Raw genomic sequence first — 10,250 nt, 5'->3', positions numbered from 1 at the left:
CTGGTCCTTGTTGAACAGGTTGCCTTGCTGGATATCGAGTTTGTAGAGCATGCCGCAACCACTCAGCGGGATCAGGGCAAGTAATGAAATCAGGGCAATCAGACGAAGCAGCATGCGTTCAGGCTCGGCGTTGTCGAAACGGCGGATGATACACTAGCGATCCTTATTGATCGTTATGGCGCGATAGTCTGCGCGCACGGAGAACAGCCATGGAATCGACTGAACTGCGTAAAGCCGGCCTCAAGGTGACCCATCCGCGATTGCGTATCCTGCAAATACTGGAAGGGCTCGAAGGCGATCATGTGACGGCAGAGGACATTTATCGTCAACTGCTGGATAACGAAGACGATATCGGTCTTGCGACGGTCTATCGCGTGCTTACCCAGTTTGAAGCCGCAGGTTTGGTGTTGAAGCACAATTTCGAAGGTGGCCAGGCCGTCTACGAGATGGATCGCGGCGAACATCACGACCACATGATTGATGTCGAATCGGGCAAGGTGATCGAGTTCACCAGCCCGGAGATCGAGCGCCTGCAACACGAAGTCGCCGCCGAGCACGGTTACCAGATCGAAGATCACAGCCTTGTGCTGTATGTTCGACCACGCAGGAAAACTTGAATTTTCGACGAGGGGAAAAGCGACCGAGCTTGCAGCAAAGAAGCAATCTTCGAGCACGAACAAGGGTGGCGATTGAAAATAAATGACCTCAGGTGTTGACGAAACGATCCCAGCACCGAATAATCCGCCCCCTCGTTGAACCCGGCCTGTTGCGTAGCGCAGCAAGTATCGGCAGCAACGATGATCAAAGCGCCCGTAGCTCAGCTGGATAGAGTACCAGGCTACGAACTTGGTGGTCGGGAGTTCGAATCTCTCCGGGCGCGCCATTGTAAAAGGATTAAGGATCAGTGAGTTAGCTCTCACTGGTCCTTTTTTCTTTGGGCGTTTTTCAAGCCAAAATTGGCCTCTGTGACGAAGCTGTGCGAATCAGTTTTTCCCTGGCCTGATGGCTTGTCAAAAGGTGCGCTTTCACAGAGCCTTGTGTTCAAATACGAATCATTAGCATTTAAACCTTCAGTCATGTAGGATTTGTCACATGCCATTCGCGCGCCTTCTCTGCCACGTCCTGAGCATCTGGTTGTTGTCGGGGATTCTGGCCTCGACGGCTCTTGCGACCAGTGCCGACCCCCCCAATCCCCGACAGACCTGGCAGTTGCTGGACTATGTCGCGGTGGACTACGCCGGGGCGATCCAGGATGGAAAGGTGATTTCGGAGGGCGAATACGCAGAGATGCGCGAGTTCGCCGCCACGATTCATGCACATCTGGCGGCGTTGCCGGCCAGCCCAGATCCGGCAGAATTGATTGTGGAGGCCGATCAGCTGGTCGCGGCGGTCGAGGCCAAGGCGGAGCCGAGCGTGGTGGCTGACCTGGCCCATCGTCTGGCGGATCGCTTGCTGGTGCTCTATCCGGTTGCTGCGGCGCCGACTTCGCCGCCAGACCTGGCCCGGGCATCTTCCCTGTACGCACAGCAATGTGCGGCCTGCCACGGCGCGAGTGGTCATGGTGACGGCCCCGCCGCCGCGAGTCTGGATCCGCCGCCGATCGCGTTTACTGATGCAGAACGTGCGGCTCAGCGGAGTCTGTTTGCGCTCTATCAGGCTATCTCGCAGGGCGTTCAGGGCACCTCGATGGTCGGCTACGCGGCGCTATCCGAAGCGGATCGCTGGGCCTTGTCCTTCTATGTCGGCGGCATGGCCTATTCGGCAGAATCCGATGCCAAGGGCAAAGCACTGTGGAACGACGATGCTGATCTGCGCCGTCATTTCAATTCCCCCGACATGCTGACACGCGCCAGCGAGATGGAGTTGGCCAAGTCTCTCGGCGATGCGCCGGCGAAGGCGATCACGGCCTTTCTGCGATCCAATCCGGATGCGATCAATCAACCTGCGCCGGGGAGTGCAGACAGTCCGTTCGCCCTGGCCAGGCAGCGCCTGGCGGACAGCATTCACGCCTACGGGGCGGGTGATGTGGCGCAGGCCAGATCGCTGGCACTGTCGTCATATCTGGATGGTATCGAGCCGATCGAGCCGACCTTGGCGACACGTGATCGTGCATTGATGCGCGAAATTGAAACCAGGATGAGCGAGCTCCGCTCGCAACTCGGGAACGCGGCATCGACTGCCGATGTCAGCGCAAAGGCGACCGAGATCGGCGCGCTCCTTGATCGCGCAGAAGGCGTCTTGCAAGACGGTCATACCGATGCGATGACGGCATTCGTTGGCAGCTTCACGATTCTCCTGCGCGAAGGACTCGAAGCGCTGCTGATCGTGATCGGCATGATCGCCTTCCTGCGCAAAGCCGAACGTCGCGAGGAGTTGCGCTATGTCCACGCCGGCTGGGTGAGTGCGTTGCTGGCCGGTGCAGTGACCTGGGCTGTGGCCACCTATTTTGTCAGCATCAGCGGCGCGAACCGCGAGGTGACTGAGGGACTGTCGGCGCTGTTTGCGGCGGCCGTGTTGTTGAGCGTGGGCATCTGGATGCACCAGAAGAGCCTGGCCGGGCGCTGGCAGCAATACCTGCACGAAAAGATGTCGGCGGCGTTGACTCGACGCTCCGCATGGTTCCTGTTTGTGCTGGCGTTTGTCGCGGTTTATCGAGAGGTGTTCGAGACCATCCTGTTCTTCATCGCCATGTGGAGCGAGCAGAACAGCCGAGCGATCCTCGGCGGACTGCTGGCTGGTAGCGTCGTGCTGGCACTTGTGGCGTACTGGATGCTGCGCGTCAGCAGACGATTGCCGATCAGTCAGTTTTTCTCGATCAGTTCCATCCTGATTGCGGTGCTCGCGGTGGTTCTCGTCGGCAAGGGCATCATCGCGTTGCAGGAAGCTGGCTGGGTAGCACAGACGCTGATTGCCGCTCCGCGTGTCGACTGGCTCGGAGTCTATCCATCCTGGCAATCCCTCACCGCCCAGCTCGGCGTCGCCATTGCCGCAGCGATTGGTTTCATCTTCAACGCGCGCTCGTCGCGGGCCTTGGTGAATGCCTCGAAAGCATGAGCCCCGGCAACGCTGATTGCGTGGCGGTTGTCCCTCGTAATCAACGTTGCCCTTTTCAGGCGCAGCTTGGTGGGCGGCTTTCGATCAGGCGCACGGGGTGAGGCTACGCGACGTCATCCTTGGGTCCGGACTCATAGACCGTCGACGCCGTCTGCGCGCATGCCAATGCCGTGCTGAAGTCCTTGCGCTGCTCAATCGGGACCGGCGATCGATTTGATTTGCGCTGGTTGAGGTAGCCGAACAGCAGCAGATGCACGGCGCCGCTGAATACGTAGAGTCCTTGCGGTCCCATTGCGCCCATCACCACGGATGCCAACACCGGTCCGATGACGGCACCGATGCCGAACAGCAGCAACAGGCCGCTGGAGACGCGCACGTTTTCGTCGCTTTCCGCGCGATCATTGGTGAGCGCCACCGCGACCGAATACAACGGGAATGACATGCCGCCCCAGAGTGCGCCGAGCAACATCAACGAGAGCTCGGGCAAGCGTGCGCCAAAGAGCACAATCACCGCGCTGACAACGGCTGCGCCAAGTGCTGCGGCAGACAATACCCGGCGCCGGTCCATGCGATCGGACAGAAGGCCGAGGGGCCATTGACAAATTGCACCGCCGATCACGCCGCTGGTCATGTACCACGCCGCCGAATCGATGTCGCCGGTGATCTGCGTAGCGAAGATGGCCGAGATCGCCCAGAACGAACCGTTGGTCATTCCGGCGGCAAAACAGCTGGTCGCACCCGATGGCGAAATCCTGAACAATCTGCGCAAATCAATGCGCACTTCCTTTGGTTTCTCCGGTGCCTCGGATCGCGAAAGAACGACCGGGATCGACGCCGAGGAGACGAGAATGGAAGCAACCACGAACAGCTCCAGATCGCGCGGGTCGTACATGAGCATCATCAACTGGCCCAGCGCCATCACGGTCAGCGTGATGAAGATGTAGACCGAGAAAACGCCGCCCCGGGACTCGTTGCTGGTGCATCCGTTCAGCCAGCTTTCGATGACGATAAAGAGCACGGCAAAACAAAAGCCGGTAATGAAGCGCAAGACGCCCCACAACAACGGATCAGCCCACAAGCCCAGCACCAGCGGCGCAGCGGATGCCGCAGCCGTCATCGCGGCAAAAACGCGGACATGGCCCACGGAGCGAAGCAGGACGCCACCACGCAGGCAGCCGATGGTGAAGCCGAGGAAGTAGCACGCGCCGATGATGCCAATCGTTACCGTGGAAAAATTCTCCAGCCCCGCGCGCGTCGGAATCAGCGTGCCCTGCAGACCCTGGCCGGTCAGCAGAATGGCCACACCAAACAACAGGGCGGCGACCTTGGTCAGCGTGTGCTTCATGGGGGATTCCGGGAATCGGTTGGCAGCTGCCCGGCGTGTCGAGCGCCTGTCATCGAGCGCAGCGCATCAGCGACCGGGCATTCGCGCTGAAAACACGAGCGTGCAGGCTGCCTGCCTGCGCTTGTCAGGAAGCCTTGCCCGGTGGTTTTCATGCGTCTGGAGGCCATTTCCTGAATTGCCCGACATCATCATTCAGCAGAGTGGATCAATGGCTCAGGATACTGCCAGCTTCCACGCTGGCCTGAAATTCGCCACGCTTCCTGCTCATGGTTGCACGCCGTTCGCATTGTCGGCATCGACCGGGGCGGTATCGGGTTTGTGCCTGCGCTGCACAAAGACCTTCTCGACCACCACGAAAAACAGTGGAATGAAGAACTGACCCAGCACGGTGCCGACGATCATGCCGCCGAGTACGCCGATGCCGATCGCGCGTTGTGCGCCGGAACCGGCACCGCTGGACAGTGCCAGCGGCAGCACGCCGAGACCGAAGGCCAGCGAGGTCATCAGGATCGGCCGCAAGCGATCGCGTACTGCGGTCATCGTCGCTTCGATCAGTTCCATGCCGCTCTCGAGGTTGGCCTTGGCGAACTCGACGATCAGGATCGCGTTCTTGCTGGTCAGGCCGACCGTGGTCAGCATCGCCACCTGGAAGTAGACGTCACGATTCATGTCGAACAGGGTACCGGCCAGGGCCGTGCCGAGGATGCCGAGTGGTGCCACCAGCAGGACCGCAGTCGGGATCGTCCAGCTCTCGTAGAGGGCGGCCAGACACAGGAATACGATCAGCAGCGACAGCGAGTACAACAATGGCGTCTGCGCGCCGGCCTGGCGCTCCTGGTAAGACAATCCGGTCCACTCGATGCCAAACCCTGTCGGCAGATCCGCGACCAGCGCTTCCACCGCATTCATGGCCGCGCCGGAGCTTTCGCCAGCCACGGCCTCGCCCTGGATCTGCATGGCCGGCACGCCGTTGTAGCGCTCCAGGCGCGGCGAGCCGTAGACCCAGCGCGTGGTGCCAAAGGCGGAGAAGGGCACCATTGCGCCGACGTTGTTGCGCACCGACCACTGGTTGAAATCTCCCGGCACCATGCGGAACGGCGCATCGGCCTGCAGCATCACTCGCTTGACGCGGCCGCGGTCGATGAAATCGTCGATGTAGGCGCCGCCCCAGCTCGATGACAGGGTGCTGTTGATCGCCGCAATGGACAGACCGAGCGCACCGGCTTTCTCCGAGTCGATGTCCAGGCGCAACTGCGGCGAGTCTTCCTGGCCGTTCGGGCGCACGTTGGCCAGCAGCTTGCTCTGTGCCGCAGCGCCAAGAAACTGGTTGCGCGCGGCGATCAGCGCTTCGTGGCCGTGGCCCGCATTGTCGGTGAGGTAGAACGTGAAACCGGACGAGGTGCCGAGTTCCGGCATCGCCGGCGGGGCGAAGGCAAAGGCCATGGCATCCTTGATCTGGGCAAGTGCACCCATGGCGCGGCCGGCCACGGCGCGCGCTTCGAGGCTCGCCTCCTTGCGCTCGGACCAGTCCCTGAGCTTGATGAACGAAATCGCGTTGTTCTGGCCGCTGCCGCCGAAGCTGAAGCCCTGCACGCTGAACACCGACTCGACGGCGTCCTTGTCGCCGAGGAAATGGTCCTCGACTTTCTTCACCGATTCCATCGTGCGCTGCTGGGTCGAGCCGACCGGGGCGAGCACCTGGGCGAACAGCGTGCCCTGGTCTTCGTCCGGCAGAAAGGAGCTGGGCAGTCGCACGAACAGCAGGCCCATGATCAGCACCAGGGCAACAAAGATCGCCATGAAGCGCTTGCCGCGTCCGAGGATGCCGCGCACGCCGCGCCGATACTTGCTGCTGCCGGCATCGAAGTTGCGGTTGAACCAGCCGAAGAATCCCTTTTCGCCGTGTTTCTCACCCTTCTTGATCGGTTTGAGCAGGGTCGCGCAGAGCGCCGGGGTGAGCACGATCGCGACCAGTACCGACAGCCCCATTGCCGAAACAATGGTCGCGGTAAATTGCCGGTAGATGACGCCCGTCGAGCCTCCGAGGAACGCCATCGGCACGAATACCGCCGACAGCACCACGCCAATGCCGACCAGGGCGCCGGTGATCTGGTCCATCGATTTTCGCGCGGCCTCAAGCGGTGACAGGCCTTCTTCGCTCATCAGGCGCTCGACGTTCTCGACCACGACGATGGCATCGTCGACGAGCAAGCCGATCGCCAGAACCATGGCAAACATGGTCAGCATGTTGATCGAAAAACCCATCGCGGCAAGGATGCCGAAGGTGCCGAGCAACACCACCGGCACCGCGATCGTCGGGATCAGCGTGGCGCGGAAATTCTGCAGGAACAGGTACATCACCAGGAACACCAGGGCGATAGCCTCGAGCAGGGTGATGATCACCCCGGTGATCGCCACGCGCACGAAGGGCGTGCTGTCAAACGGCACGACTGCCTTCAGGCCGGGCGGGAAGAAGGGCGCGAGTTGAGCCAGGGTTTCATTGACACCCTTGGCCGCATCGAGAGCATTGGCATTGGTTGCCAGCGAGATGGCCAGGCCGCTGGCAGGCTGGCGGTTGAAGCGGGTCAGGAACTCGTAGTTCTCCGATCCCAATTCGACGCGGGCAACATCGCCAAGCTTGAGCATCGAACCGTCGGCATTGCTGCGTACGACGATGTCACGAAACTGTTCGGGCGTCTGCAGGCGGTCCTGCGCGGTAATCGTGGCATTGATCTGCTGGCCCTCGATTGCCGGTGCGCCGCCGAGCGTGCCCACTGCCACCTGGGCGTTCTGCGCCTGCACCGCGGCAATGATGTCCGACGGTGCCAACTGATAGGTATTCAGCTTGTTCGGGTCGAGCCAGATGCGCATCGCGTACTGGCCGCCGAAATTCTGGATGTTGCCCACGCCGGGCACGCGACTGAGCGGGTCGAGGACGTTGGCGGTGACATAGTCGGCAATGTCGTCGCGCGCCATGCTGCCGTCGGTGGAGACGAAACCGATCACCTGCAGAAAGCCGGTGCTGGCCTTGCTCACGCTGACGCCCTGGCGCTGTACTTCCTGTGGCAGCAGCGGCATTGCCGATTGCAGCTTGTTCTGCACCTGCACCTGGGCGGTATCGGGATCGGTGCCGCTCTGGAAAGTCAGCGTGATCGAAGCGCGGCCATTGGCCTCGCTGGTCGATGAGAAGTACAACAGGCCGTCGAGGCCCTTCATGTTCTGCTCGACGATCTGCGTTACCGAGTTTTCCACGACCTTGGCCGAAGCGCCGGGGTAGGTCGCGGAGATGGTCACCGTGGGCGGTGCGATCGTCGGGTATTGCGAGATCGGCAAGGTGAAGATGGCCAGCCCGCCGGCGAGCATGATGATGATCGAGATGACCCAGGCGAATATCGGGCGATCGATGAAAAAGTGTGCCATGTGATGATCCCCTTACGGTTTGCTGGCGTCAGGGGAGGGCTCGGATGTGCCTGCATCGGGCTGGGTTGCCGCCTGCTGCTCAGTCACCTGCACAGGCATGCCGGGGCCGATCTTCTGCAACCCTTCGACAATCACCTGGTCACCGGCACCGAGGCCATCTTCGACCAGCCACTGGTCGCCGACGGTGCGGCTGACCTCGACCTCGCGGACCGCGACCTTGCCATCCTTGCCGACGACCATCGCCGAGGCATTGCCCTTGGGGTCGCGGGTGATGCCTTGTTGCGGCACCAGGATCGCGTTTTCGCGCACGCCGTTGCCGATCACGGCGCGCACGTACATGCCCGGCAGCAGGATGTTGTCGGGATTGTCCACCACCACGCGCAACGCGAAGCTGCCGGTGGAGGGATCGACGGTGACCTCGGAGAACGCCAGCGTACCGGGATGCGAAAACGGCGTGCCATCTTCGAGCAGGATCCGGACCGGAAGAGACTGGGTGCTTTCCAGCGTGCCGGCGGCCAGGCTCTGGCGCAGTTGCAGCAGTTCGCTGCTGGACTGGGTCAGGTCGACATAGATCGGATTCAGTTGCTGCACGGTGGCCAGCGCTGCAACCTGGTTGGCCGTAACCAGCGCACCCTGGGTGACCGACGACTTGCCGATGCGGCCACTGATCGGCGCGGTGATGCGGGCGTAATCCAGCGTCACCCTGCGCCCCTGGACCGCCGCGCGAGCCACGCCGACATCGGCCTCGGCCTGCTTCAAGGTGGCAATCGCGGTCTCGTTGTCCTGCTTGCTGACCGCGTGGGTTTTCGCCAATTCGGCGATGCGCGAGGCGGTCACCCGAGCCAGCGTCAAGGCCGCCTGGGCCCGTACGAGCTGCGCATTGGCAAGGCTGACATCGGCGCGCGCGGCGGCATCATCAAGCTGGTATAGCGGCTGTCCGGCGGTAACCAGGGCGCCCTCGTCAAACAGGCGTTTCTGGACGATGCCACTCACCTGCGGGCGCACCTCGGCGACCAGATACGGACTGGTGCGACCCGGTAGCTCGCGGGTGAGTGTCACTGAGGCGGTCTTGAGGGTTACCACAGTCACCGCTGCCGCCGTCTGCTGGCGCGGGTCTTCCTCATTGCCACAGGCGCTCAGAACGACGGCAAGTGCGAGTGACAGAAGGATCAGGCGGGGGGCGTGCTTCAACATGGCCGGAACTCGAAAAATGAGGAAAGGAAGTACAGTTGTCAGGCAACAGGCCGAGCTGTGGACGGCATCGCCGACAGAGTCTGTGATTTGTACTGTCGAGCTGCTTACCGATGAAACGTAGCAGTACGAGCCGCGAGGAGCAGGCCGTGGGCAAGCGAGGTAGATGGATTGAGCCTGGGCGCGATGGCGGCGGGCTGCAGGACGCCGGTGAATGAGGCGCCGGTAAACGATGAAGTGTAGCAGCAGGTGATCGACCGCGAACTGAACGCAGAGCTGGTTGCGTACCGGAGTCATTCGGAACGCCAAGGCGGCACGCCAGCAGGAGCATCAACAAACTCGACACGACCGACCACCAGTGCCACGTCAGCGGAATCAATACGGCAAGGCGCGGCACCGACTACGAAACGATCTGCAAACCCACGGCTCCACTGATGATGCAGGTCAGAAACAGCAGGCGAGGGCGGGTCATGGTTTCCTTGAAAAAGAGGACACCCATCAGCACCGCACCGACGGCACCCAGCCCGGTCCAGATCGCATATGCCGTTGCCAGCGGGATTTCGCGCATTGCCAGGGCGAGAAAATAGAACCCGAATGAAAATACCAGGATGACCACCAGCAACCACCACCACGATTTGCGCTTCAGGTACATGTTGATGCTGGCGACGCCGAGGATTTCGCCGAAGCTGGCAACAAGCAGATAGAGCCAGGCCATCTAGTTATCTCCGCCCTGGCTTGAGAGTGAATCTTGCGGTCGCATTTCTGTTTCTTTTGTGGAGAGCTGTACGCCGACAACGCCAACAATGATCAGAGAGATGAACAGGCCTTTGGGCCACGTAAATGGTTGCCCCAGCAAGGTGAAATCAATGAGCGCAATGGCCGCGGCACCTGCGCCGGTAAACGTTGCATAGACGGAGCCGCTCGGCAGTACCGCACAGGCCTTGATGATGAAATAGAAGCTGAATACTAGGGCGATAACCGTTCCGGCCCACATCCAGGGATTGACCGAATATTTCAAGCCGAGGACCCAGAAGATCTCCACGAACGCCGCCCAGAAGACATATTTCCATCCCATGAGCTCAGTTCCTTCTAGGTCGCGTTGTGAAAGCGGCGGTGCAAGTCGCGTACCTGCTCGGCCAGATCGTCCATCGGGCCCTCGACGACCGCGCCGGGAACCACCTCCTGGATGGACAATGCCCGTATCGGGCCGGGCGCCAGTCCCAACTCGGCATGCCACTGC

7 protein-coding genes and 1 tRNA gene are annotated in these 10,250 nt (G+C 61.3%); 3 read left to right on the top strand and 5 right to left on the bottom strand.

Annotated features, from left to right (window positions below):
* Nucleotides 1-209 precede the first annotated feature (209 nt).
* The 3 genes from fur (at nucleotide 210) to VFN25_RS03200 (ending at nucleotide 3,054) form a co-directional block, all read left to right on the top strand.
* On the top strand, nucleotides 210-617 hold the full coding sequence (gene fur / locus VFN25_RS03210) for a ferric iron uptake transcriptional regulator (RefSeq protein WP_325138747.1): 408 nt from the start codon (nucleotides 210-212) through the stop codon (nucleotides 615-617).
* A 189-nt stretch (nucleotides 618-806) separates the two neighbouring features.
* Nucleotides 807-883: transfer RNA gene (locus VFN25_RS03205), tRNA-Arg, on the top strand.
* A gap of 209 nt (nucleotides 884-1,092) precedes the next feature.
* Nucleotides 1,093-3,054: a cytochrome c/FTR1 family iron permease gene (locus VFN25_RS03200; protein WP_325138745.1), complete on the top strand. Its 1,962-nt coding sequence runs from the start codon at nucleotides 1,093-1,095 to the stop codon at nucleotides 3,052-3,054.
* 103 nt (nucleotides 3,055-3,157) lie between these two features.
* Here VFN25_RS03200 and VFN25_RS03195 read toward each other — a convergent pair whose 3' ends face one another.
* The 5 genes from VFN25_RS03195 to VFN25_RS03175 form a co-directional block, all read right to left on the bottom strand.
* Nucleotides 3,158-4,399 (bottom strand): MFS transporter, encoded by a 1,242-nt coding sequence (locus VFN25_RS03195; RefSeq protein WP_325138743.1) that lies wholly within the window; start codon nucleotides 4,397-4,399, stop codon nucleotides 3,158-3,160.
* Nucleotides 4,400-4,663: 264 nt separating this feature from the next.
* Nucleotides 4,664-7,819 carry an efflux RND transporter permease subunit gene (locus VFN25_RS03190; RefSeq protein ID WP_325138741.1) on the bottom strand — a complete coding sequence of 1,052 codons (3,156 nt, stop codon included), beginning with the start codon at nucleotides 7,817-7,819 and terminating at the stop codon, nucleotides 4,664-4,666.
* 12 nt (nucleotides 7,820-7,831) lie between these two features.
* A complete protein-coding gene (locus VFN25_RS03185; RefSeq protein WP_325138739.1) occupies nucleotides 7,832-9,013 on the bottom strand; it encodes an efflux RND transporter periplasmic adaptor subunit in 1,182 nt (393 codons plus the stop codon).
* A 397-nt stretch (nucleotides 9,014-9,410) separates the two neighbouring features.
* Nucleotides 9,411-9,725, bottom strand: a complete 315-nt coding sequence (locus VFN25_RS03180; RefSeq protein ID WP_325138737.1) for a multidrug efflux SMR transporter — start codon at nucleotides 9,723-9,725, stop codon at nucleotides 9,411-9,413.
* Complete coding sequence (locus VFN25_RS03175; protein WP_325138735.1) at nucleotides 9,726-10,085, bottom strand: DMT family transporter; 360 nt, start codon at nucleotides 10,083-10,085, stop codon at nucleotides 9,726-9,728.
* Nucleotides 10,086-10,250 lie beyond the last annotated feature (165 nt).

Origin of the sequence: Dokdonella sp., from assembly GCF_035703485.1 — a bacterium.
Classification (GTDB): domain Bacteria; phylum Pseudomonadota; class Gammaproteobacteria; order Xanthomonadales; family Rhodanobacteraceae; genus Dokdonella.
The sequence above is the reverse complement of the archived record's forward strand: the minus strand, read 5'-3'. Positions and strand labels throughout refer to the sequence as shown.